Origin of the sequence: Cytobacillus sp. Hz8 (assembly GCF_042263505.1) — a bacterium.
Taxonomy (GTDB): domain Bacteria; phylum Bacillota; class Bacilli; order Bacillales; family Cytobacillaceae; genus Bacillus_BE.
On record NZ_JBHKFI010000011.1, the window covers coordinates 95007 to 119996 of the forward strand.

General features: G+C 39.0%; 24 protein-coding genes, 2 pseudogenes and 1 other annotated feature. Of the genes and pseudogenes, 24 read left to right on the forward strand and 2 right to left on the reverse strand.

Translation table 11 applies throughout. The annotated features are described in order from the left end of the window. From radC to pheA, 18 genes and pseudogenes are all read left to right on the forward strand, one after another. A pseudogene (gene radC, locus ACE38V_RS14450) lies at positions 1-531 on the forward strand (RadC family protein); the annotation flags it as partial. 573 nt (positions 532-1104) lie between these two features. After that, a complete protein-coding gene (locus ACE38V_RS14455; protein WP_375842226.1) occupies positions 1105-2988 on the forward strand; it encodes a reverse transcriptase domain-containing protein in 1884 nt (627 codons plus the stop codon). Positions 2989-3067: 79 nt separating this feature from the next. Further along, positions 3068-3208 (forward strand): annotated as a pseudogene (locus ACE38V_RS14460) (JAB domain-containing protein); the annotation flags it as partial. 160 nt (positions 3209-3368) lie between these two features. Next, the gene (locus tag ACE38V_RS14465; RefSeq protein ID WP_375842227.1) at positions 3369-4391 is read left to right on the forward strand and encodes a rod shape-determining protein; all 1023 of its coding nucleotides are present in this window, start codon (positions 3369-3371) and stop codon (positions 4389-4391) included. A gap of 131 nt (positions 4392-4522) precedes the next feature. Beyond that, positions 4523-5404: a rod shape-determining protein MreC gene (mreC, locus tag ACE38V_RS14470; protein WP_375842229.1), complete on the forward strand. Its 882-nt coding sequence runs from the start codon at positions 4523-4525 to the stop codon at positions 5402-5404. Continuing rightward, on the forward strand, positions 5401-5913 hold the full coding sequence (mreD, locus tag ACE38V_RS14475; RefSeq protein WP_375842231.1) for a rod shape-determining protein MreD: 513 nt from the start codon (positions 5401-5403) through the stop codon (positions 5911-5913). Before mreC ends, mreD begins: the two co-directional genes overlap by 4 nt. Before the next feature lie 235 nt (positions 5914-6148). After that, the gene (gene minC / locus ACE38V_RS14480; RefSeq protein WP_375842232.1) at positions 6149-6829 is read left to right on the forward strand and encodes a septum site-determining protein MinC; all 681 of its coding nucleotides are present in this window, start codon (positions 6149-6151) and stop codon (positions 6827-6829) included. Between the two features lies 1 nt (position 6830). Continuing rightward, complete coding sequence (gene minD, locus ACE38V_RS14485) at positions 6831-7634, forward strand: septum site-determining protein MinD (RefSeq protein WP_375842234.1); 804 nt, start codon at positions 6831-6833, stop codon at positions 7632-7634. Between the two features lie 95 nt (positions 7635-7729). Beyond that, on the forward strand, positions 7730-8509 hold the full coding sequence (locus tag ACE38V_RS14490) for a peptidoglycan DD-metalloendopeptidase family protein (protein WP_375842236.1): 780 nt from the start codon (positions 7730-7732) through the stop codon (positions 8507-8509). Further along, entirely contained in the window at positions 8502-9368 is an 867-nt protein-coding gene (locus ACE38V_RS14495; RefSeq protein ID WP_375842237.1) for a site-2 protease family protein, read from the forward strand. The genes ACE38V_RS14490 and ACE38V_RS14495 overlap by 8 nt, the downstream gene beginning before the upstream one ends. A gap of 40 nt (positions 9369-9408) precedes the next feature. Then, a complete protein-coding gene (locus tag ACE38V_RS14500) occupies positions 9409-10872 on the forward strand; it encodes an Rne/Rng family ribonuclease (protein ID WP_375842239.1) in 1464 nt (487 codons plus the stop codon). 96 nt (positions 10873-10968) lie between these two features. Beyond that, positions 10969-11051 (forward strand) — a sequence feature (ribosomal protein L21 leader region). 13 nt (positions 11052-11064) lie between these two features. Next, on the forward strand, positions 11065-11373 hold the full coding sequence (rplU, locus tag ACE38V_RS14505; protein ID WP_375842240.1) for a 50S ribosomal protein L21: 309 nt from the start codon (positions 11065-11067) through the stop codon (positions 11371-11373). Between the two features lie 11 nt (positions 11374-11384). Continuing rightward, positions 11385-11717, forward strand: coding sequence for a ribosomal-processing cysteine protease Prp (locus ACE38V_RS14510; RefSeq protein WP_375842242.1), 333 nt, complete (start codon positions 11385-11387; stop codon positions 11715-11717). A gap of 13 nt (positions 11718-11730) precedes the next feature. Then, positions 11731-12021, forward strand: coding sequence for a 50S ribosomal protein L27 (rpmA, locus tag ACE38V_RS14515; RefSeq protein WP_126407387.1), 291 nt, complete (start codon positions 11731-11733; stop codon positions 12019-12021). A 210-nt stretch (positions 12022-12231) separates the two neighbouring features. Then, positions 12232-12780: a Spo0B C-terminal domain-containing protein gene (locus tag ACE38V_RS14520; protein ID WP_375842244.1), complete on the forward strand. Its 549-nt coding sequence runs from the start codon at positions 12232-12234 to the stop codon at positions 12778-12780. A 65-nt stretch (positions 12781-12845) separates the two neighbouring features. Further along, entirely contained in the window at positions 12846-14141 is a 1296-nt protein-coding gene (gene obgE / locus ACE38V_RS14525) for a GTPase ObgE (protein WP_375842245.1), read from the forward strand. Between the two features lie 25 nt (positions 14142-14166). Next, positions 14167-14622, forward strand: a complete 456-nt coding sequence (locus tag ACE38V_RS14530) for an ACT domain-containing protein (protein WP_375842247.1) — start codon at positions 14167-14169, stop codon at positions 14620-14622. A 96-nt stretch (positions 14623-14718) separates the two neighbouring features. Continuing rightward, positions 14719-15606, forward strand: a complete 888-nt coding sequence (gene pheA, locus ACE38V_RS14535) for a prephenate dehydratase (protein ID WP_375842248.1) — start codon at positions 14719-14721, stop codon at positions 15604-15606. 79 nt (positions 15607-15685) lie between these two features. On the opposite strand, the gene ACE38V_RS14540 is transcribed toward pheA, so the two are convergent. Then, on the reverse strand, positions 15686-16225 hold the full coding sequence (locus ACE38V_RS14540) for a transcription repressor NadR (protein ID WP_375842250.1): 540 nt from the start codon (positions 16223-16225) through the stop codon (positions 15686-15688). Between the two features lie 28 nt (positions 16226-16253). After that, positions 16254-17387 (reverse strand): IscS subfamily cysteine desulfurase, encoded by a 1134-nt coding sequence (locus ACE38V_RS14545; RefSeq protein ID WP_375842251.1) that lies wholly within the window; start codon positions 17385-17387, stop codon positions 16254-16256. Positions 17388-17491: 104 nt separating this feature from the next. Here ACE38V_RS14545 and nadB point away from each other — a divergent pair, with 104 nt between their 5' ends. The 6 genes from nadB (at position 17492) to ACE38V_RS14575 (ending at position 24902) form a co-directional block, all read left to right on the forward strand. After that, on the forward strand, positions 17492-19087 hold the full coding sequence (nadB, locus tag ACE38V_RS14550; protein ID WP_375842253.1) for an L-aspartate oxidase: 1596 nt from the start codon (positions 17492-17494) through the stop codon (positions 19085-19087). Beyond that, positions 19041-19880, forward strand: a complete 840-nt coding sequence (gene nadC / locus ACE38V_RS14555; protein ID WP_375842254.1) for a carboxylating nicotinate-nucleotide diphosphorylase — start codon at positions 19041-19043, stop codon at positions 19878-19880. The genes nadB and nadC overlap by 47 nt, the downstream gene beginning before the upstream one ends. Before the next feature lie 514 nt (positions 19881-20394). Continuing rightward, positions 20395-21498, forward strand: coding sequence for a quinolinate synthase NadA (nadA, locus tag ACE38V_RS14560; RefSeq protein ID WP_375842255.1), 1104 nt, complete (start codon positions 20395-20397; stop codon positions 21496-21498). A 199-nt stretch (positions 21499-21697) separates the two neighbouring features. Next, positions 21698-23101, forward strand: coding sequence for a SafA/ExsA family spore coat assembly protein (gene safA, locus ACE38V_RS14565; protein WP_375842256.1), 1404 nt, complete (start codon positions 21698-21700; stop codon positions 23099-23101). Between the two features lie 4 nt (positions 23102-23105). Further along, the gene (locus ACE38V_RS14570) at positions 23106-24068 is read left to right on the forward strand and encodes a phosphotransferase (protein WP_375842257.1); all 963 of its coding nucleotides are present in this window, start codon (positions 23106-23108) and stop codon (positions 24066-24068) included. A gap of 96 nt (positions 24069-24164) precedes the next feature. After that, the gene (locus ACE38V_RS14575; protein ID WP_375842259.1) at positions 24165-24902 is read left to right on the forward strand and encodes a YhcN/YlaJ family sporulation lipoprotein; all 738 of its coding nucleotides are present in this window, start codon (positions 24165-24167) and stop codon (positions 24900-24902) included. The last annotated feature ends 88 nt before the right edge of the window (positions 24903-24990 follow it).

The window sequence follows — 24990 nt, forward strand, 5'->3', positions numbered from 1 at the left end:
ATGATTAGAGACTTCCCACAAGATGAACGGCCAAGAGAAAGATTTCTTCAGAGTGGGGCACAAAGTCTTTCCAATCATGAATTAATCGCTATTTTACTTAGAACAGGTACAAAGGAAGAATCTGTCCTTCAATTATCGAATCGCTTATTAACCCATTTTGAAGGATTAAGATTGCTTAAAGATGCGACGGTTGACGAAATTACCTCAATCAAAGGGATTGGTATGGCTAAGGCGATTCAAATTTTGGCGGCTGTAGAAATAGGAAGAAGAGTGTCAAACCTCGCTTATCAAGACCGCTATGTTATTCGCTCTCCTGAGGATGGAGCAAAGTACATGATGAATGAGATGAGATTTCTCTCCCAGGAACATTTCGTTTGCCTCTATCTCAACACCAAAAATCAAGTACTTCATAAGAAAACCATCTTCATTGGCAGCCTAAATGCCTCGATCGTGCATCCCCGCGAAGTGTATAAAGAAGCTTTTAAACGATCAGCCGCTTCCATTATTTGCCTTCACAACCATCCCTCCGGCGTGCGCCTGCAAGGTGCGTAGTTTTAGCGATTTCTAAAGAAATCTAGAACTCCTTACAATGTTCTATGGTCAGCATCTTACCTTGAGGGGAAACCCAACATAGGGAACAGAGCATGATGTGAAAAGGAGAAGAGACGACAAAGCTATCTAACGTCGAGTCAGTTCTTCAGACCAAGTGATGTATGGTAAAAGCTATACTGCTTGAATCCTAGACGAATGAGCGATGGGTGCGCCGTTGTCTACGATAGCTAACAGGCAATGAGGACAAAATGGGAGACGTATCGCCAGAGCGTCTGTTGGAAATCTCCGCATTCCTGCCCATAGTAAGGTTTGTCCTTCAATCCTTAACTAGAGGAAAACGTCGAAAGGGATACCTAACCATCACGCATCTAAATTTGCGCATAATGCAGGGATTACCTAAGTGCAAGCGTCATTTTGGCTATTAGACTTTAGGTTTTGAAAATTGCATATGGTAACGGAGTCTCCATAGTACCCAACGTTTGCTTGTAATGAGTTTAGCAGGGGGAAGGGAGATAGGTTGATGTTAACGTTAACGAGAAAGGAGTCATGAACATGGCAAAAAATCCATTTCGACAGTTAGACGTTATAAGAAATGCTTCTCAAAAAGGAAACATCATTACGGATTGTTACCGTCTCATGTATAGCAAAGAGCTGTGGATTAAAGCATATGCAAAACTATACCCGAATGCAGGGAATCTAACAAAAGGAATATCAGAAGAAACAATAGATGGTTTCAGTTTACAAAAAATAGATGACATTATAGAGAAATTAAAAGCTGGAACATTTCGCTTTGCACCTGTAAGAAGGGTTTACATTCCAAAATCTAATGGTAAAAAGAGACCTCTAGGAGTTCCTAACTTTATAGATAAGATGGTACAGGAAGTCATGAGAATGATACTGGAAAATGTATTTGAGCTAGTGTTCTCAGACAACTCTCATGGGTTTAGAGAAGGAAGAAGCTGTCATACAGCACTATCCCAAATCAAAAACACATGGAAAGGGTTAACATGGTGCATCGAAGGAGACATAAAAGGCTTTTTCGACCATATTGACCATTCTGTATTATTCAAACTAATTTCAAAGAAAATTCACGACCACCGTTTCCTGCTTCTTATTCACAATGCGGTTACTAGCGGTGTTATGGAAAATTGGACATATTATAAAACATATAGCGGTACGCCACAGGGAGGTATTATCTCACCTTTGTTAGCCAATATCTATCTTCATGAGTTTGATCTGTTTATGGAAAAACAAATGGAGAAGTTCGATAAAGGTAAAATCAGAGTGAGAAATGATGAATACATCAAGATACGTTCAACAATCAGCACCTTGTCCAGAAAGATTAAAAGGCTTGACGAAAGAAAGGGACATCAATTTTGGGAAGGGCGAGAAGAATTAATCCTAAACATTCAAGAACTAAAAACTAAGCAAATTAGGATTCCATCAATAGACCCTTTGGATGAAAATTATCGCAGAATGAAATATGTTCGGTATGCTGATGATTTCGTGATTGGTATCGCTGGTTCTAAACAAAGTGCAGTCAACATGAAGGAAATAATCAAAAATTTTCTTAAAGAGGAACTTCTGCTTGACCTTAACGAAGAAAAAACGCTTATTACTCATTTGGAACATTCGATTCCCTTTCTGGGATACGAATTCAGAAGATGGAATGAGATAAAGGTCAAGAGAGTCATGTATAAAAACCAAAAGTATCCATTGAAAAAGCGTACTCTATCAGGTGCAATTAAGTTAGAAATCCCTGAAAAGAAAATCAAAGAATTTGCAATAAAAAATGGATATGGAAACTTGGAAATTTTTAGAATAATCCACAGAGCAAAACTAATTAACAATTCAGAGATAGAAATCATGTATACCTATAATGCGGAACTGCGTGGAATTGCAAATTACTATATGTTAGCAAATAACTATCATAATTTGGACAAGTTATTCTATCTAGCTGAAAGTAGTTTTATCAAAACCATTGCTAATAAGCGGAGAAATACTTCTATGAAGGTTGCATCTAGCATGAGAACGCACAAACAAGGTGTTCTATGTTTAACTAGGAAGGACAAGCATGGTAACGAAAAACTTCATCAATTTGTTAAACTTAAGGACTTACCTAAGCATAAAGGTGCTATTAAAGCAGATTCTTCTGAAATAGATACACTTGTTAATACATTAAAATATTCAGGAAGAACAGAATTTGAACAACGCTTATTAGCAAATCACTGTGAAGCATGCGGTACAACAGAAGGTCAGATGGAAGTTCATCATGTTCGAAAGTTAAAGGACATTAAGAATAAGCGTAGCTTAACATATTTGGACAAAATTATGATTGAACGGAACCGAAAGACACTTGTCCTGTGTTATAAGTGCCATCATGACCACCATGAGAAGCAAATTCCTATTAATCAACTGGCGAGCCGTATACGCTGAAAGGTGTACGTACGGTTCTGAGGGGGGAGTTGTGAAACCTGCTTTGGAAACAAAGTAAGGCGCATGGTTCCTACCCTACGACCCCGCGCCAAGCCGCGAAGATATTGAGGTTACGAAACGTTTAGCGGAGTGTGGTAAAATTATAGGGATTGAGCTATTAGATCATTTGATCATTGGAGAAAATAAATTTGTCAGTTTGAAGGAAAAAGGGTATTTATAACACTATGATTTTATTTGACGTTAGGCTATAATAATGGTTATGATTTTTTTGATGATAATATTATAATGAAAAAGTTAGTTCTTGAGTTTGCAAATATCAAAACAGATAAATCCTAGCTTTAAAAATTGGCAACTTCAAGTTTAGAAAGGGAGATACAACTATGTTTGGAATTGGGACAAGAGATCTCGGAATTGATTTAGGAACAGCGAATACACTCGTATATGTAAAAGGAAAGGGGATTGTTGTACGTGAACCTTCCGTAGTAGCATTTCAAACGGACACGAAAACCATTGTCGCTGTCGGAAATGATGCAAAAAATATGATTGGACGTACACCAGGTAATGTTGTAGCCCTCAGACCAATGAAGGATGGAGTTATTGCTGATTATGAAACAACCGCAACAATGATGAATTATTATATAAAGCAGGCTATTCATACGAAAGGTATGTTTTCTGGGAAACCATATGTAATGGTCTGTGTTCCTTCAGGCATTACGGCTGTTGAAGAGCGGGCTGTAATCGATGCTACACGCCAAGCAGGAGCGAGGGATGCTTATACCATTGAAGAACCATTTGCAGCGGCTATCGGGGCGAATTTGCCTGTATGGGAGCCAACGGGAAGCATGGTCGTGGATATCGGTGGAGGTACAACGGAAGTAGCGATTATTTCTCTTGGAGGAATCGTGACAAGCCAATCCATTCGCATTGCCGGTGATGAAATGGACGAAGCTATTATTAACTATATTCGCAAATCCTACAATCTCCTTATTGGCGATAGAACAGCTGAGACGATTAAAGTTGAAATCGGTTCTGCTGGCGATCCAGAAGGGATTGACAATATGGAAATTCGTGGCCGCGATTTATTAACGGGCTTGCCAAAAACAATTGAAATCTCTGCTGAGGAAATTGCGAAAGCTTTACATGATACAGTGTATGCCATTGTCGATGCCGTGAAAGTGACACTTGAAAAAACACCTCCTGAATTAGCGGCAGATATTATGGACCGCGGCATTGTGTTAACAGGTGGCGGAGCATTATTACGTAATCTAGATAAAGTGATTAGTGATGAAACCAAAATGCCGGTATTAATTGCCGAAACTCCACTAGACTGTGTAGCGATCGGAACAGGAAAAGCATTGGATCACATCCATTTATTTAAAAATAAATCAAGAGATTCTCGTTAATGGAATCTCTTTCTAGGCAGGGTCAGGTCTTTTAATAAAGAGGACAAGTTATAAGACCAAATGGAAAATCGGGAGAGGCAAAAAAACTCGGTTTCAGAAATAGATAAATAAGGATTAAGAGGTGTAAAAGAATGCCACAATTCTTTTTGAATAAACGCCTGATTATTTTGCTTGTTAGCATCATTCTTCTCGTGGCATTGATTGGGTTTTCCTTAAAAGAAAAGGATAATTTGACCTGGCCGGAACAATTTGTGAAAGACACAACCGGCTGGGTTCAAACCGTTTTTTCAAGACCAGCCCATTATGTTGCAGGCTTTTTTTCAAACGTGCAAGACTTGCAAAATACATATCAAGAGAACAAAAAGCTTAAATCAAGACTGGATGAGCTTGCGAAATTAGAAGCAGATGTCCAAGAATTAAAAAAAGAAAATGATGACTTAAGAGGGATCCTTGATAAAAAGGATGATTTAAGAAGCTTTTCACCAATTCAAGCAACGGTAATTGGTAGAAATCCAGATCTATGGAATGAATTATTAATCATCAATAAAGGTAAGGTCAATGGAGTTAAGAAGAATATGGCTGTTATTACAGCAAATGGACTAATTGGGAAAGTGAAAAGCAGTAATCAATTTAGTGCGACAATCCAATTATTAAGTTCAATGGATCATACGAACCGAATTTCCGCGGTTATTCAAGGAAAAAAACCAGCATATGGCATTATCAATGGATATGATGAGAAGAAAGAGCTGTTATTATTAAAGCGAATTCCATCTAAAGCTAGTGTTAAGAAGAATCAAATGGTCATTACCTCAGGACTTGGAGGTGTCTTTCCAAAAGGGCTCACGATTGGAAAGGTAGTTGAGGTGGAACCGGATGAAAATGGTTTAACGCAGACAGCTTATGTCCAGCCCGGAGCGAATTTCTATGATGTTGAAAATGTGATGGTTGTCAAAAGAGAAATGATGCAGCCGGATTTTAGTGATGAAATAGAGGGCGAGGAGGAAGACCTGTGAGAAGATTCCTTCTTCCGATAATTTTTGCCTTCCTTTTTATCCTTGAAAGTATATTTGTTGAACTATTCTCTAATCTGATTGCAAGGGGCGAATGGATATTAGTGCCTCATTTTTTAATGGTGGCTATTCTTTTATTAACGATATATGGTAGTAAAAAGCAGGGAATTATTTACGGATTAATATTTGGGCTTTTGTTTGATATTGTCTATACAGAAATCCTAGGTATTTATTTATTTATGTTCCCGCTTGTTGCTTATATCATTTCCATTTTGATGCGAATTTTTCAAACCAATGTCTTTATCTCTAGTATTGTGACCGCGATTGGGGTGGCATTGCTTGAGCTTGGCGCTTATGAGATGAATTTTCTCATTAAGATCACGGATATGGGCTTTACCACCTTTTTATACAGCCGCCTATTTCCAACGATTGTTTTGAACCTTGCATTTACGATTATCGTTATTTATCCTTTAAAGAGGTTCTTTGAGAAAAACACTGAAGAGGCTTCATAAGGGGCATCGAATCCTGATTTGATTAAGATGCTCAAACGTGAAGTTCTTTCAGGTGCTTTTTTTAAAAAAGAAAAAGATGTCCACTGAGAAAAAGAGGAAAATAGCTAGATTTGTCGAATTATTTATTTTAGCTGACTTCAAGAATTGGTGGTCCTATAGTAACAACTTCACGATGCTGGCGCTGACCTTTAGAATGAGGCGCTTATGTTATCTAACCTGAGGTGAACATCTTGACATGAAGAAATCACAGATTGTTGTCATAAAGGGTACAAAAGAAGGAATATCCTTACATCTTGATGATCATTGCTCCTTTGATGAGCTTTTGAAAGAATTAGATGAAAAATTATCCGAAAGTTCAATTTCAGTGGATGATCGTCCACTTATTTCTGTTACAATAAAACTTGGTAATCGCTATTTAACACTAGAACAAGAGGGAACTATCAAGGATTTAGTTCGCCAAAAACGAAATCTTGTGGTGGAATCTCTCGTATCTAATGTGATTACAAAGGAAGAAGCAGAGCAAAAAAAAGCTGAAAATGAAATTGTATCGGTTGCGAAGGTAATCCGCTCTGGACAAATCCTTGAGGTCCCTGGAGATCTTTTATTGATTGGCGATGTAAATCCAGGTGGTACCGTGAGGGCTGGAGGCAATATTTTTATTTTAGGTGCTTTAAAGGGAATTGCCCATGCAGGGTTCAATGGAAATGATGAAGCCATCATAGCGGCTTCTGTCATGAAACCTTCACAATTAAGAATCAGCAGTTGTATTAATCGCGCGCCGGACCACTATCTTGAAAATGAGAAAAGGGAAATGGAATGCGCATTTATTGATGCGAGTGATCAGATTATCATTGATAGATTACAAGTGTTATCACATCTTAGACCGAATTTAACTAGATTGGAAGGGGGACGCTAAAGTGGGAGAAGCAATTGTTGTGACATCTGGAAAAGGCGGAGTTGGCAAAACAACAACATCTGCTAATATTGGAACAGCTTTGGCTCTTCAAGGAAAACGTGTGTGCTTGGTGGACACGGATATAGGCCTTAGAAACTTAGATGTTGTGATGGGTCTTGAGAATAGAATTATATATGATTTAGTCGATGTAGTTGAAGGCAGGTGCAAAGTCCATCAGGCTCTTGTCAAAGATAAGCGATTTGATGATTTATTATTTTTGCTACCAGCTGCACAAACTTCTGATAAAACAGCTGTTAATCCAGAGCAGATGAAGCAATTAATAGATGGATTAAAGCAAGACTATGATTATATTATCATTGATTGTCCAGCGGGAATTGAACAAGGCTATCGAAATGCGGTAGCTGGGGCGGATAAAGCGATTGTTGTCACGACTCCAGAAGTATCTGCGGTTCGTGATGCTGATCGAATTATTGGATTGCTCGAAAAAGAAGAGAATGTGGAACCTCCAAAACTTGTCATAAACCGAATTCGAAATCATCTTATGAAAAATGGAGATATGCTCGATGTCGATGAAATTACAGCCCATCTTTCCATTGATTTAATGGGGATTGTAGCTGATGATGATGAAGTCATTAAAGCTTCTAACCATGGAGAGCCCATCGCATTAAATCCGAACAGCAGGGCCTCCATCGCCTATCGCAATATTGCGAGGAGGATACTTGGTGAATCCGTTCCCCTACAGTCACTCGAGCAAGATTCTAAAGGAATGTTTTCAAAACTGAAAAAGTTCTTCGGTGCAAAGTGAAATCAAACTACCTAGTTTGGTTTCTTTTTTTTGTCATACACCCATCATGCGACTCATAGACTTGTACAAAAGAATAATAAGGATTGGTGGGGGAAATGCGATCTCGTGCAGATGAAGTTCGAAAAAGAATTGAAAATCGAAAAAGAGAAAAAGAGAGAATGTCGAAAAATTTGAATAATCGCTTTTTATGGCCTGAGGAAGAAGAAAAGTATGGCTTTGATAAAGTGACTACTTTTGAAGGAGGACATGAGGAGAAAAGCCATCCTTTATTCAAAAAGGAAATTTTTGTTTTCAAAATTTTATTCTCTGCAGCACTTGTTTTGGTTCTGGCTATTCTCTTTCGCAATGATAGCCCGACTCTGGATCCAACTCGATCCTTTATTACAAAAACAATGGAAAATGAATTTCAATTTGCTTTTGTATCTAATTGGTATGAGAAGCAATTTGGAAAGCCGCTTGCGATCCTACCTTTTAATCACTCAGATAAAGAAAAGGATAAATCCGATGGGAACGAAGGCGAGTATGCAATGCCAGCCTCAGGTAAAATCTTAGAGCAATTTAGCTCAAATGGACAAAGGGTTGCCATTGAAACGAGCAAGGAAGCAACTGTTGATGCAATGGAGGAAGGCCTTGTCAGCTTTGTGGGAACAAAAGACGGGTTTGGTCGTACCGTGATTATTCAGCATCCAGATAAGAGTGAGTCATGGTATGGCAATTTAGCGCAGGTGGAAGTGGATCCTTATGATTTTATTGAAAAAGGCGATATTGTGGGGAAAGCAAGTGATAGCAAAGATGGAGAGAAAGGGGAATTTTATTTTGCGATTAAAAAGGGTGATGATTTTATCGACCCTATTCAGGTGATTAAATTTGAATAATTTTTTCAGCTTGATGAGAAAACTTCAGATTCATCCGTTATTTTGGGCTGTCGCTGCTCTTTCGATTGTTACGGCGCATTTTCAAGATCTCTCCATTCTTTTTCTCATCATTTTCATCCATGAAATGGGACATGCAATGATGGCGAATTCTTTTTCGTGGCGCATTAAGAAAATATCTCTGTTGCCCTTTGGAGGGGTGGCAGAAATGGATGAGCATGGGAATCGCCCATTGAGGGAAGAAGCTTGGGTTATTTTAGCAGGTCCTCTTCAGCATCTTTGGTTATTTTTAGTGGGAGCTATTGGCTATTCATTAAACCTTGTTCCTGAGGACATTTATCAGCTATTTGTTCAATATAATGGGATGATCCTTCTCTTTAATCTTCTCCCCATTTGGCCGCTAGATGGTGGGAAGCTGCTATTTTTGCTTCTATCACTGAAACAGCCTTTTCCTGAAGCTCATATGAATACGATTTTTCTTTCAATTGGAAGTCTTGTCATCTTTATTTTGACGAATCTTTTCATGAATCCGTTTAATTTGAATGTATGGATGATTGTCGCCTTTTTATTATTTTCACTCTATTTCGAATGGCGGCAGCACAGGTTTCTTTTCATGCGATTTCTACTGGAAAGGTATTATGGGAAAAACCCGGATTTTCGCTCTTTGCAGCCAATAACGGTACAAAAAGACGAATTGGTAGTGAATGTTTTAAAACGATTTCGTAGAGGCTGCAAACATCCAATCGTCATTGAGGGGAATGGGAGTGAGATTGGGACATTGGATGAAAATGAACTCTTGCATGTATTTTTTTCTGACAAGCTTTTGACTGCAAAGGTGGGAGATTTGCTATATTATTATTGAGAAAAAGATTTACCCTATTTGCAGGAAACGAGGAAAGAGCTTGAATACATTAGTAGTGAATTATACAGGAAGAGAAAAACGTTTTGCCCTTTTGAAAAATGATAAAGTGGATAAAATTTTCATCGAACAGCCTGAACAGCAATCATCCGTAGGAAATATTTATTTAGGGATTGTGACAAAGGTTTTGCCCGGAATGGATGCAGCCTTTGTCGATTTTGGTGAAAAAAAGGGTGGCTACCTTCATCGCGATAAGCTTTTATCCTTTCTTCAATTGGATGTTCCCAAGGAGGAAAAGCAGCAGCAGAGAATCTCATCATTTGTTCATCAAGGGGAAAGGCTTCTTGTTCAGGTGGAAAAGGATGCTGCTGGTACAAAAGGAGCCCGTCTTACCGGAATCGTTGAATTTTCGGGTGAATATGTTATTTATATGCCATATGGACGCTATGTGGCTGTCTCAAAGAAAATCAAACAAGAAGAAGAGAGAGCGAAGTGGCGTAGCTTAGGCTATGAGATAAAAACAGTGGATGAAGGAATGATCTTTCGAACCGAATGTGAAGGACAGGCGAAAGAGGACGTACGATCGGAGCTTGATGAATTACGGGGGAAAAATCAGAGTTTGATGAAACAATTTCTATCAATGAAAAAACCTGGACTTATTCTATCTCGAGATACGTTTATGGAAGAAGTGGAAAGGGAATTAAGAACCTGGGATGAGGGCCAAGTTGTTATCGATGATGGAGAGATGAAAAAGAAACTGGATTCTTGGAAGATGAATCCTAAGATAGAGATTCTATGGTATTCCAAGAGGGAAAATATTTTCTCCGCCTATCATGTAGAGCATGAGGTGGAGAAGGCCTTAAAACGCATCGTATGGCTGCCAAATGGAGCTTATCTTATTTTTGATTATGCGGAAGCCTTAACGATTATTGATGTGAATACAGGAAAGTTTTCCGGAAAGAATGATTTAGAAGCGACGGTATTAAAAACAAATGAATGGGCTGCCGAGGAAATTGCGCGCCAAATTCGTCTAAGGGATTTAGCCGGGATGATATTGATTGATTTTATTGATATGAAAAAGGAGGAGGAACGAAAACTAGTTCAAAGGCGGCTCGAGCAGGAGCTCACAAAGGATGACCGAAGAACAAAAGTGATTGGTTTTACCTCTCTTGGCATCCTGCAATTAACGAGAAAGAAGACCAAAGTCTCCTTATCCGAGGCATTAGAGATGAAATGCCCTACTTGTGAGGGAACAGGAAAAGTCATAAGCACGGAAACCATTGCTTTTCGGCTAGAAAGGGAGCTTTGGGAGCATCGAAATTCAGATGCAGAAGGGATATACATTGAGACAACTGCCGAAGTAAAATCTTTATTTTGCGGGGAGCAGAATGAACATAAAAAGAGGCTTGAGGAAGCCATTGGTTTGAAAATCTTTTTCTCTTTAAAAGAGGCATTTAAGCCATATTATGAAATTAGACAAATTGGGAGTATTTCCGATATTCAATAATGAAGGTTAGCCTGATGGTTTAATAGCTGACCTTGCTTTTTCTATTGACATAAACGACTAAATTATGATAGGATTCTAATGTTATGTTTGTAGCGCACCGTGCTACAACCGCTCAAAACAGGTACTAAGCTTTTGCTTATTTCGCAAAACGCCTGTCCATGGCGAGTCTTAGTTTATAAGGAGGTGCATTTCATGTACGCAATTATCGAAACAGGTGGTAAGCAAATCCGTGTAGAAGAAGGTCAAGCTATCTATATTGAAAAGCTTAACGCTGAAGCAGGCGAAACATTTACATTTGATAAGGTTTTATTCGTTGGTGGTGACAACGTTAAAGTTGGTAGTCCTGTTGTAGAGGGAGCAACTGTCACAGCAAAAGTTGAAAAACAAGGTCGCGCGAAAAAGATCATTGTTTTCAAATACAAAGCGAAGAAAAACAATCGTAAGAAGCAAGGTCATCGTCAGCCATACACAAAAGTTGTAATTGAAAAAATCAACGCGTAAGGCGATTTAAGATGATTCATGTCAATTTAAAACGTACTGAATCCGGGAATATTCAATCCTTTACTTTGAGTGGTCATGCCTTGTTTGCTAATCATGGAAATGACATTGTTTGTGCAGGGGTTTCTGCCGTATCGATTGGTGCGATTAACTCTATTATGGCACTAACAGGTGTTACTCCTGAAATCGAACAGAGTGATAGCGGCTTTCTCCAATGTGTGATTCCAGATGATTTAAAAGAAGAGACACAAGAGAAAGTTCAACTGTTGCTTGAAGGAATGCTTGTCTCACTGCAAACGATTGAAAGAGATTATGGTGATCACATAAAAATTACCTTCAAAAAGTAGGAGGTGGAAATAAATGTTAAGATTAGATCTTCAGTTCTTTGCTTCTAAAAAAGGAGTAGGTTCTACAAAGAACGGACGTGACTCTATCTCGAAGCGCCTTGGTGCGAAGCGTGCAGATGGTCAATTCGTAACTGGCGGTTCTATCCTTTATCGTCAACGTGGAACAAAAATCTATCCAGGTGTGAACGTAGGTAAAGGCGGCGACGATACTCTATTTGCAAAAGTAGATGGTGTTGTTAAGTTCGAACGTTTAGGACGTGACCGTAAGCAAGTGAGCGTTTACCCAGTAGCTCAAGAAGCTTAATTACTTTACAAAACTCTAACCAGGCTTGGTTAGAGTTTTGTTTTTGTTTGGAATCATTTTTACATAAGAATTTTTGACTTACATAGTCCAAAGTACAATTTTGGCTGTATGATGTAGGTTTTACAGGAAAAATATGAAATTAATCATGCGATTGTTTATATTTTTGGTATACTAGCCTAAAGAGGAAACTGTGTGTGTAGGAGTGCTACAATGAAAAGGGACTGGAATACAATAGAGGTGCTAAGGCACGCAAGACATGATTGGCTAAATCAAATTCAATTAATCAAAGGGAATATTTCCTTAAATAATATCGCACGTGTCAATGAAATTATTGATGAAATTGTTGCAGAGAGCAAGCATCAATCAAAGCTTTCCAATATGAATTTACCTCAGTTTGCCTCATTACTGCTTACTTGCAATTGGGAAAATCATTTATTTCAATTAGAATTCGAATGTGTTGAACAAAATCATCTGTGTGCTGATGATCATCGTTTAGCAAATTGGACAAATGTTTTTTTTGAAGTATTAGATGAGTCTATTAAGAAATTTCATGATAATTACCTTTCTATAACAATAGAACCACAAGCGAAAGGAATCGGTTTCTTTTTTGATTTTAGCGGGATAATAATTAGTAAAGACCATATGGAAGATTTTCTAAAGAGTCAACTATCTTTAGAAATAGGAGTGAAGGTTCAGCAATTTTCTGAATGTGAGCTAACGCTCGAATTCTTCTTACCCAATAACGAAACGAAGGAATGAAAAATAGAACGGTTCTCGTCAGGTGATATTCATTCTTTTAAAAGACTTGCGACGGGAGGAAAAATATGTTTGTAGATCAAGTCAAAATTTATGTTAAAGGCGGCGATGGTGGCAACGGTATGGTTGCATTCCGCCGTGAAAAATATGTTCCAAAGGGTGGTCCAGCTGGTGGGGACGGTGGAAAAGGAGCAAATGTTGTATTTGAAGTGGAGGAAGGCCTTCGTACATTGATGGACTTCCGTTACCAACGTCATTTTAAAGCCCCTCGCGGAGAACATGGGATGTCTAAAAATCAGCATGGAAAAAATGCAAAGGACATGATTGTCAAGGTTCCACCAGGTACTGTGGTTTCAGATGCCGAAACAAAAGAAATTATTGCTGATTTAACCGAGCATGGTCAACGGGCTGTTATTGCGAAGGGCGGAAGAGGAGGCAGAGGGAATTCACGTTTTGCAACACCTGCTAATCCGGCACCTGAGCTTTCTGAAAAAGGAGAGCCGGGGCAAGAAAAAGACGTTATCCTTGAATTAAAGCTATTAGCCGATGTGGGGCTAGTAGGTTACCCAAGTGTCGGGAAATCAACCTTGCTATCTGTTGTTTCAGCGGCAAGACCGAAGATTGCGGAATATCATTTTACTACGAATGTTCCGAATTTAGGGATGGTGGAGACTGAGGATGGAAGAAGCTTTGTCATGGCCGATCTTCCTGGATTGATTGAAGGGGCACACTCTGGAGTTGGACTAGGACATCAATTTTTACGTCATATTGAAAGAACAAGGGTTATTGTCCATGTCATTGATATGGCTGCGATGGAAGGGCGCGATCCTTACGAGGATTATACGACCATCAACAATGAATTGACGGAATACAATCTGCGCCTTACAGAACGTCCACAGATTATTGTAGCCAATAAAATGGATATGCCGAATGCGGAGGAAAATTTAAAGCAATTTAAATCTCAGCTCAAAGAGGATTATCCGATTTTCCCGATTTCAGCCATTACCCGAAAAGGGCTCAGAGATTTGCTGTTCGCGATTGCGGATAAGCTCGATCAAACATCAGAATTCCCACTCATTCATGAAGAAGAGCAAGATGCACAAACCATAAACAGAGTCTTATATAAGCATGAGGCAGAGAAACCGGATTTCGAAATTACAAGAGATTCTGATGGAAGCTTTGTTCTTTCTGGGTATTCCATTGAGCGATTGTTCAAAATGACGGACTTCACAAGAGATGAATCCATTAAACGATTTGCACGTCAGCTAAGGGGAATGGGTGTTGATGATGCATTACGGGCAAGAGGAGCCAAAAATGGAGATACCGTTAAGTTGTTAGAATATGAATTTGAATTTATGGATTAACCTGATTGGTTAATGGGGTGGGGAAATGAAAAATAGTAAATTAGATCGAAAATTTTACTTAGTTCGTGAAGATGTGCTTCCAGAAGCAATGAAAAAGACGATAGAAGCGAAAGAAATGCTTGAAAGAGGGAAGGCATCTTCCGTTGGGGAAGCTGTGCAAAAGGTTGATTTGAGTCGCAGTGCCTTCTACAAATATCGTGATACCATTTTTCCTTTTCACACAATGGTGAAAGAAAAGCTGATAACCTTATTTTTTCATTTGGAGGACCAGTCAGGAACATTATCCCATTTACTTAGCGTTGTCGCCACATCTGGCTGTAACGTCCTGACGATTCATCAAACCATTCCATTACTTGGCAGAGCGAATGTTACCTTATCTTTAAATATTTCTGAAATGGAAATGGACATTGATGAATTGCTTTCTCGTTTAAGAAAGCTTGAATTTGTTGAAAAAGTTGAGGTGTTGGGGTCAGGAGCCTAAGGGACTCCCGAGCCCCTTTTTTTTAAAATCATACATGAATCCATTAAAGGATTAAAGAAAATCGAGGTTTCTTGTTTGTAGGAGGAGATGGGAAAAATGAAAGTTGCCTTTTTAGGTCCAAAAGCGACATTTACAGATTTAGCTGTTCAAAAGATATTTCCAGATGCGACAGCTATTCCTTATATGACGATACCAGATAGTTTAGATGCCGTAATGGGGGATGAAGTGGATACGGCAGTTGTCCCTTTAGAGAATGCTTTAGAGGGGTCTGTAAATATTACTCTTGATTATTTAGTTCATGAGGTTGAATTACCCATTGTAGGGGAAATAACGGCGCCAATCCGTCAACATTTGCTCATTTCTCCTAAGTTTTCAGGGAATTGGCAGGAGATTGAGATTATTTATAGTCATTCTCATGCGATTGCACAATGCCATAAATTCCTTCACAGTCACTTTAAGGGGATTCCCTATGAAAGTGTGACTTCGACAGCAGCAGCAGCGAAATACCTCTCAGAACATCCCAATGGAAAAGTTGCCGTTATTGCCAATGAACTAGCAGCCAAGGAATATGGCCTAGTTATAGCCAAACCGGATATTCATGATTATGATTTTAACCACACAAAATTTATTATCTTATCTAAACAAAACTTAGACTTCAGTAAGCAACAACGTTATAAAAATGGTGATAAGACTACAGTGATGGTTACACTGCCCTCAGACCAGGCTGGAACACTGCACCAAGTGCTTTCTGCATTCGCTTGGCGTAAGCTGAACTTATCTAAAATTGAATCACGCCCGATGAAAACGGGATTAGGAAATTATTTCTTTATTATTGATATTGAAATGGCCTTGGATGAGGTTCTCATTCCAGGTGCGATCTCAGAGCTTGAGGCACTTGGATGTTCTGTTAAAATTCTGGGAAGCTATCCGTATTTTCAATTGGACAAAGAAAAGGCAACGCCGATGGAGGCATCTGAAGTATAAACACATGAACAAGAAAAAGGACATTTTAACTCTTATTTCAGAGAGAAATGTCCTTTTTTTGTATAGTTATAAAAAATAGCTAGCGCTGATCAATTAAAAAATTAGCCTTTTTCATTGCTTCTTCTGCTTCTGATAAAATTTCTTCAGAGGTTGCGGTTATCGTATGGAGATGGTATCCATCCGTTAATTCCGAAAGATAGGAGGCATTCGTTGTCTTAATTTTCTCCATAAATTGCTTCACTTCTTTTCGATTAGAAACCATAATGGATGCAGTCAGATCCCCATAGACAGGATGTTCGATTTTCACATCCTTTACTGTCACCCCTAAGTCAACTAATAAAAAGAGTTCTTCTTCCGTTCGTTCAGGAGGATGGAAGCAGGCGACTGTTCGTTCATAGATCTTGACGGCTGATGGATGAATCAGATAGAGATATCCTTGGCTGGAGGCAATAATCGGCTCATTTCTCGCCTTAAGTAAGGTGATATCTCCTACAATCACCTGTCTGCTGACATTGGCTCTTTCCGCAAGTTCACTTCCTGTAATCGGGCGATTGCTCGTCTTTAACCAATTAAGGATTAAATCTCTTCTTTCTTCACCTAGTAACTTTTTTTCCTTCATTTACAATCCTCCTTTTTACATCATTGTATCATGTATTTTGTTCCATTTTTACAATCGAAAGGATGGACTCTCCTAAGTTCTCCACATCCTCTATCGTTGTTTTTTTTCCAAAGGAGATACGAATAAATTCCTTTGCCTCTTTTGCTGCAACTCCAAGTGCCTTCATTGTTTTGGACGGTGAGAGTAAACCAATCTGGCAGGCGCTGCCTGTTGAGATGGCAAATCCAAGGCGATTTAATTCAAGCATGATCCATTGTCCCTCTAGTCCTCTTACACGGAGACCAATTGTTGAAGGAAGCTTGTTTGCAAATTCGTAGAATACAAAGTTTTCCCTTTTATTTTTTAGTAAGCGAATGAAACGTTTTCGAAGCTTGTCGTAATGCTGATGTAAAGAATCGCGTCTTGCTTCAAGCTGTTCTGCAGCGACGGTCATGGCCGCAATGGCTGGAACATTGACGGTTCCAGGCCGCATCCCTTTTTCATGAGTGACTCCCGGGTAAAAAGGTTTCCAGGCAATTTTAGGCGAGAGATAAAGGATGCCAATCCCTTTTGGTCCATAAATTTTATGTCCAGAAATAGAAAAACTGTCCACCAAGCGGGAAATCTCTTTCAAATCTACTTTACCAAATGTTTGCACACAATCGCTATGAAAACGAATTTGTTCTCTTTGACATATGGCATGAATTTCAGCTATTGGCTGAAGGGTTCCAATTTCTGGATTTCCATGCTGAATGGAGATACAGATTGTATCTGGTCTTAAAGATTGCTTCAATTCCTCTACATCAATGATTCCATTTTCGTTAAATGGAAGATAAGTAATTTCATAGCCGTTCTCTTTTAATTTCTCTAATGTACTTTCAACAGAAGAATGCTCTGCCATGCCAGAAATGATGTGCTTTCCTTTTTTTAAGGGCGACCGTATGAGGGATTGAATGGCTAAAAAATTACTTTCAGAGCCTCCAGAAGTAAAATAAAGTCCATCTGAATCAACACCTAATAGCAAAGAAAGCTGTTTTCGGCAATTTTCTAAAAGATTGTGCGCCTGATTCCCAATATCATGGAGGCTTCTTGAGTTTCCATAATATTCTGTTGCAGCTTTCACATAAGCTTCTGCTGCCTCTCTATCCAAAGGACAAGTTGCTGCATAATCGAAATATATCATAACATCCTCCGATTTCTACACTTTAATCTCAAAACACTTGTCATAAGTTTAAATCTATGTAATTATAAGTGTCAAGACAGTTGTAAACTGGGGGGGTAAAAATAATGGGAAACTCCAATGTATTGATTATTGGTAGCGGGATAGCCGCGATGCAATTATCAAAAAAATTACGAAATGATGTAAATGTGATGATTCTCACAAAGTCAAGCATAAGTGATGGAAATTCCTTTTTGGCTCAAGGGGGAGTCGCGGTTGCTTTGGGAAAGAATGATAATCCATATAAGCATTATTTAGATACGATGGAGGCTGGACGTTACCATAACAATGGGGAGCTTGTGTTAGAAATGACGAAAGAGGCTCCGCATCTAATAAATGAACTTTTTGCCAATGGCTGCTTATTTGACACGGATGCCAGTGGCGAGCTTCTTTTAGGCTTAGAAGGAGCTCATCAAGAAAGAAGAATTGTTCATGGCGGTGGTGATGCAACAGGGAAAACGATCATGGAGTATTTTTTACAGCGAATAAATGACAATATCTCTGTGGTGGAAAACATTACTGTATATGAATTAATAATAGAAAATAATCGCTGTATTGGAGCGAGAGGGAAATTTCAAGATGGTACCATTGAGACCTTTTATGCTGATCATGTGGTGCTGGCAACGGGAGGATGCGGGCAGGTCTATAGTTTTACCTCAAATGCCGAAACCGTCACAGGCGATGGAATCGCATTAGCTTATATTGCTGGTGCAGAAGTAGCGGATATGGAATTTATCCAATTCCATCCAACACTTTTGTTTGTCGATGGAAAAACGAGAGGATTAGTTTCTGAAGCCGTCCGTGGCGCTGGAGCGAGATTAGTCACAAAGAAGCGAGAAACGATTATGGATGATGTTCATCCAATGCGTGACTTAGCCCCAAGGCATGTTGTCTCACAGGCTATTTATGATCAAATCAGACAGGGAGAAGAAGTATTTTTAGATATAGCTTTCATTTCAAATTTTGAAGAATATTTTCCAACTGTTTCAGAGATATGCAAAACGAATGGAGTGGATTTAAGGGAACAACTTTTACCAGTAGTTCCGGGCTGCCATTTTTTAATGGGGGGAGTCAAAACGGACGCCTATGCCAGAACAAGCATCCCTGGCCTATATGCAATCGGAGAGGTTGCTTGCACGGGTATACAAGGGGCAAATCGCCTCGCAAGCAATTCCTTATTAGAAGGGTTATTCTTTGGCCATCGTTTAGCGGAGGTTATTCATGCGCAAACCGATGTTAGTCAAGTTTCCCATGAGGGAAATCTAAAGCAGAAGATAGACAATCATTCTCTCAAACTACCAACCATTTCTGAATTACAAAAAAGGATGATGGATTTTACCGGTATTGTTCGAAATCATGAACAATTAAAACGGCAAAAGGACTGGTTGGAAGGCTTTGCAATTGAGAAATGGCTTGAGATGGATTTTGCACAACTCTCAAAAAGGGATATTTCAAGAGCTTTTATGCTCATTACTTCATGGCTTATCACAGATTCTGCTTTACAGCGAACAGAGTCAAGAGGCGGCCATTATCGCACCGATTATCCATTTGAAAAGGATAAGGAATGGAAACAGAAGCAAATCATTCAGACAAGACGGAAAGTTGAGGTAGGAGAAAATGAACAAACTAAAGCTGAAATTACAACTGGAGCAATTCTTTCTTGAAGATATTGGCGAGCGTGACGTAACGAGTGAGCTCATTTTTGCAGAGAAAGAACAAGGAGAAGTTGTCTTTCTGGCAAAGGAGAGTGGGATATTTTGCGGAGAAGAAGTGATTCGCACCGGTTTTAAACTACTTGACGAGAATGCTGAAGTTCGATTATTAATTTCTGACGGCGATCCGCTAGAAAAAGGACAAAGTTTAGCAATAGTAAAAGGAACAATTTCAGAATTACTAAAAGCAGAACGTGTCGTCTTAAATCTTGTGCAACGAATGAGTGGGATTGCCACCAAAACAAGAGAAGCTGTAAGGATTCTGGGCAGCTCTCATACAAAAATCGTCGATACGAGAAAAACAACACCCGGATTAAGAATGGTAGAAAAATATGCTGTGCGCTGCGGAGGAGGATTGAACCACCGCTTCGGTTTATATGATGCTGTGATGATTAAGGATAATCATATTTCATTTGCTGGTTCGATTACAAAAGCGGTAGAAAAAGTTCGAGTTAGTCTTGGCCACATGGTGAAAATAGAGGTGGAAACGGAAACAAGGGAAGAAGTGTTTGAAGCAATTGAAGCCGGCGTTGACGTCATTATGTTCGATAACAGAAAGCCTGAAGAAATAAGTGAATGGATTTCATTGGTTCCAAAAGGAATCATGACGGAGGCATCTGGAGGCATTACATTAGACAATCTTGCTGACTACAGCGATTGCGGTGTCGATGTGATTTCTTTAGGTTTCTTAACTCATACAGTGAAAGCTCTTGATATTAGCGTAAAGGTTCATGTTGTAGGTTAAATATTTGCTAGTTTGGAAGATTTGCCATACAGGTTTGCGGCTTTGATTCAATAAAGCAACGAAAGATTTTGTTTATTCGCGAAAATGGATAGTTTATTCGCGATATTTAAAATTTATTCGCGAAAATCAAGGTTTTATTCGCGAAAAACCTAATTTGCTCGCGAAAGCCAAAATTTATTCGCGAAAAACCTAATTTGCTCGCGAAAGCCAAAATTTATTCGCGAAAAACCTAATTTGCTCGCGAAAGCCAAAATTTATTCGCGAAAAACCTAATTTGCTCGCGAAAACTAAAATTTATTCGCGAAAAACCTAATTTGCTCGCGAAAATCAAAATTTATTCGCTAAATTCCAAGCTAATTCGCGAAAGCCAAAATGTGCAAACTAAATTCAAAGCTACTCGTAGAAAACAAAATTAATTCACAATTTCATAAATCATACCAAAGCTCTATCATACCATGCAAAATAATTAAAATATTAAAAACATCCATATTACCATTAGGAGGATGCGAAAAGCATGAATATTTTCCAAACCACAGAAAAAACGAATCATCTACCGGAAAAATATAAAACGATGTCCGTTGAAGAATTGGAAGGTCGTGTCAAGGAAATCAAAGAAAAACTCGGGAAAAGATTATATATTCCAGGTCATCATTATCAAAAGGATGAAGTGATTCAATTTGCTGATGCAACAGGTGATTCTTTAAAGCTTGCCCAATTATCTGCTGATAATCGCGATGCAGAGTTTATTGTGTTTTGCGGGGTTCATTTTATGGCAGAAACAGCGGATATTCTAACAACAGATAATCAAACTGTATTTTTGCCGGATATGAGAGCAGGTTGTTCGATGGCAGATATGGCCGATATTCATCAAACGGAAAGAGCTTGGGAAAAGCTTTATGAACTGTTTGACGATACGATTTTACCGCTTACCTATGTGAACTCAACCGCTGCAATTAAGGCCTTTGTAGGGGAACATGGGGGTGCGACTGTAACAAGCTCAAACGCTTCAAAAATGGTGAAATGGGCATTCAAACAAAAGGAACGAATCCTATTCTTGCCCGATCAGCATTTAGGGCGGAATACCGCTTATCAATTAGGAGTCCCAGTAGATGAGATGGCAATCTGGAATCCTCAGGAAAATCAATTAGAGTATGATGGACCAGTTGAGAAAATTAAAGTGATTTTATGGAAAGGTCATTGTTCAGTTCACGAAAATTTCACAACAGCTAACATCGAATCAGTCAGAAAAAAATATCCAGACATGAGAATCATTGTTCATCCTGAGTGTAGCCGTGAAGTGGTCAATTTATCGGATTTGGCAGGTTCCACTAACTATATTATTAATCAAATTGAACTTTCCCATCCAGATACTTCGTGGGCGATTGGAACCGAAACAAATTTGGTCAATCGTCTCATTAAACAGCATCCAGATAAACATATTATTTCGTTGAATCCATATATGTGTGTATGTCTTACAATGAATCGAATTGATTTACCACATCTTGTTTGGTGCCTAGAATCGATTGAGAGTGGTGAGCGCACAAATGTGATTAAGGTGGAAGAAACCATTTCCTTCCATGCAAATCTCGCACTAAATCGAATGCTTGCTCAATCTTAATGAAGAGTTGAGGAAAAACTACCTAAAAAAATTTGATGTTTACAGGTAGTTTTTCTTTTTAAATCTCCTGGCTCATTCGAATTATTGGATCCTGTTAACATATTTTTTTTGATTCATGCATAAGTTTTTGTGAAGATTATTAGCAATTTGCCCACTTCATCATACACTATATGGACTTATGCATAGGAGGGAAACTAAAGTGAAGATCCATATCGTACAGAAAGGGGATACTCTTTGGAACATTGCCAAGAAATATGGGGTTAACTTCGAAGAGCTGAAACAGATGAATTCCCAGCTAAGTAATCCAGATATGATTATGCCTGGTATGAAAATAAAAGTACCGACTGCAGGTGGCTCCATAAAAAAAGAAATGCAAATGGGTTCCAAAAAAGAAGCTCCCATCATGCAGCATCCATTTACAAAAGAAAAACCATTACCGATTGTTGAACCACCGATTACGCCCGCACCAATAAAAGAAGCGCCAATCATGCCTGCACCAAAGGAAAAACCAAAAGCACCGTATGTTCCTAAAATGCCTCAGCCTATTATTCCTGAAATCGATATTAATAATTATTACACAATGAATATGCAAAATGTATCTGTAGAACAAAAACCACAGCCAGCTCCAAAACCAGAAATTCAACCCATTATCATTGTGGAAGAAAGCTCAGAATCCATTGAATCTCCAGTGGAAATGCCGATGCAGGAAGTTCCATATCAGCCAATGTATCCTTGCGTTTACTGCTATCCTGTAACACCAATTATGCCGGGAACAGGTTTATGTTATCCAGGAGGATTTCCTGTTCCGCCAATGATGCCTTTTATGCAAGCACCAGCTCCATATTCTGTTCATCAACCAATGCCACAAGTGGCGGGAGCTTATGAACAACCAATTCTACAAGGAATGATGCAAGATCCTAGCCAGATGATGATGCAACCAGGTGTAGCCGGTGACTTTGATGATGAATCCTCCTCCTTTATGCCACAAATGCCTGCATTTAATCCAGAGACACAAGGAATGGGCATGGGAGGATTCGCACCTGAAAGTCCAGAAGGATATCCATACATGCAACCAGGTTATCCAGGAGGAGTCCCAGGTCAAATGCCGTTTGGCACGCTGCAAGCCGCTCCACATCAGCCAATGCAACCGATGATGTCACCAATGATGCCGATGCAGCCCATGAGCCAACCAAGTTTTCCTGCCGGCCAAGTTCCATATGGCTACCCAGCAATGGGAATGCCAATGGCCCAAGCTCCAATGGGATTCCCAATGGAATCGTTTCAACAGAGAAATGATTTTGATGAATCACTAGCTATGCAGGTAGCTCCTCAGCAAATGCCCGTAGCACCACCAGTTCCAGGTGCTATGAATGATTGTGGCTGTGGGGGACCAAAAATGGCTCCAATGCCGTATGAGATGGGTGCATTTGGACCGGGACCAGTGATGAATCCATGGATGTTTGGTCAAGGAGCTCCAGTCTATACCCCAATGTATGGACAGCAAATGGCTCCACCGTTTATGACTCCATTCAGCTATGGTCCATATGGTCCATATGGTCAAGGGATGCCAAGAAATCCTGAAGATGAGGAAATTGGAGACTAAGAATATGGGAGACGATTACCAAAATCGTCTCCTCCTCAATTTAAGAGAACAAATCCCATTCGTTATCGAAGACATTTTGCGAATTCGTAATCATGTTTTTTTAATCAAAACTGATCATCTTCCTTTTATATTAAAAGGTTTTCCAACCTATCATCGCTTGAAATTACAGGAATCATTTACAGAATCTTTAAAAAAGGAAGGCTTTCATAACACTTATCATTTTTTAAGCATAGAAATGGATCCTCCTTTGTTGTTTGAGCAAAAATACTATGGCTGTTTAGAATATATTGAACCAGCCAAAGAGAGCTTTTCTTATCATCAAGAGGAAAATCGTCATCGAGGTTTGAAGGTGCTAAAGGATTATCACCAAACAACTAGAAAATTAGTACGCCGCTATAAAACCTTAATTCCTGATTTTGATTTAAAAAATAAATGGCAGGAACGTTATCGTACATTTGTCCAAAACCTCCCTATTATTCGTTTTTTTATTAAGAAAGAATTCGTTCGCCAAATTTTAGCATGGGCTCATTGGTCTCTTAATGGCTTAGAGAGAGAGAAGTCATTTTTTTATCAGGGGGAGACGGTTATTCTGCATGGTGATGTAGCGCATCACAATTTTATATGTACTGAACAGCATCAATTAACCTTAATCGACTTTGATTTAATTGCAATAGGGAAAAATTGGATTGATTATTTGCAATATGCAAACCGCATTTTTCCTTTTTTAGAATGGAATTTACAGGAATTATGGAGATATGAAGAAATGAAAGAGTACCAAAATGTAAAGGGTTTCTTGTATGCTTTAGCATTTCCGACAGATATTATGCGAGAATGGAACCGAGTAATCAAGGAAAAAAGCTACAACCATCCTCGAAAGATTCGCCCGATTATGGAGCTAACGATGGAACAATTTCATTTGCGAAAGCAGTTTTTTAAGGATATCCAATCAACCTTGGATGACAATTAATGGTCTTATCTGACAGCATGAAAATCTTCTTCCGTCACAATCTAATAAAGAGCAGTGCGTAAATTGCTCTTTATTATAGCGAAGGAGGTTTTTCGCTTGAATAGAAAAGGTTTAGTGGTTGTCTCTTTTTCAACCTTAATAAGTTTGGGTCTTGCAGGATGTAATGCAAATAATGAAGCAAAAATTCAAGGTAGATATTCTGATTCCATGGAGCCTGTTGGTTATTACTCTAATGAGAATGTCCATCATGGGGGTAATGCCATTGTTGACCAGGATAATGACGGAGCGTTAATAGAAATAATGGATCATACTCTTGGTGGAGAAGGAGAAGCTGTAAATGAAAAACGGCAAAGGATTTTAAATGCCCGCGATGGAAATGGGAATCCCGGAAATCCAACAAAACCATTAGCTGATAAGGATCGAAATTTTTTTGAAAGAGATAATCGTTTTAGTCGTGCGGATATCAATTATCACGGCCATCTAAATAGTAACCAAAATGTAGGCAGAACATCTTACTATTCCAATTATGATGGGGAGCTTGTCGAGAGAATCAGGGATAACGCCGAAGCGGTTCCGAATGTAGATAGTGCCCAGGCGGTTATTTACGGAAAGAATGTTTTAGTAGCGGCTGATTTAAAGGACGAAACAAGGAAAAATTCGACTGCTCAAGCGATTAAAAGTAAAGTTAACTCAGTCATAAATGGGAAAAAAATAACCGTTGTTACGGATCAAGCAACGTATAGCCGTGTCAGGAGCATTGATAATGATTTGCGCGATGGTGGGCCAACAGACCATATACAAGATGATTTAAAAAACTTGTTCCGTTCTTTCTAATCGTTGTTTTATCGACAATTTTTAGCTATGGACAGCCTCAACTTGGCTGTCCTCTTTTTTTTTGAGGATAATTCACTTCTAAATTGGT